Annotated in this window: 1 pseudogene; it reads right to left on the reverse strand. The window is 42.4% G+C overall.

Annotated elements, in window-relative coordinates:
* Positions 1-342 (reverse strand): annotated as a pseudogene (locus BHE89_RS22955) (hypothetical protein); the annotation flags it as partial.

Consider the following 342-nt stretch of genomic DNA (forward strand, 5'->3'; position numbering starts at 1 on the left):
TTATATGCCGCACAAACGAGTGGGTGTAACTGAATAGCTTTACCTTCGATAAGGATTGGTTCAAATGCCTGAATACCTAAACGGTGAAGTGTTGGTGCAGGTTTAGCATTACTGGGTGTTCGCGGATAACTTCATCTAAGATATCCCAAACAACCGCTTCTTCGCGCTCAACCATTTTTTTTAGCGGCTTTGATTGTTGTCGCTAAACCACGGGTTTCCAGTTTTCCGTAAATAAATGGTTTGAATAACTCAAGAGCCATTTTTTTTCGGTAGACCACACTGATGCAGACGCAGGTATGGACCAACGGTAATTACAGAACGACCAGAATAGTCAACACGTTT

It is taken from the genome of Shigella sp. FC1967 (assembly GCF_001743005.1).
GTDB lineage: Bacteria > Pseudomonadota > Gammaproteobacteria > Enterobacterales > Enterobacteriaceae > Proteus.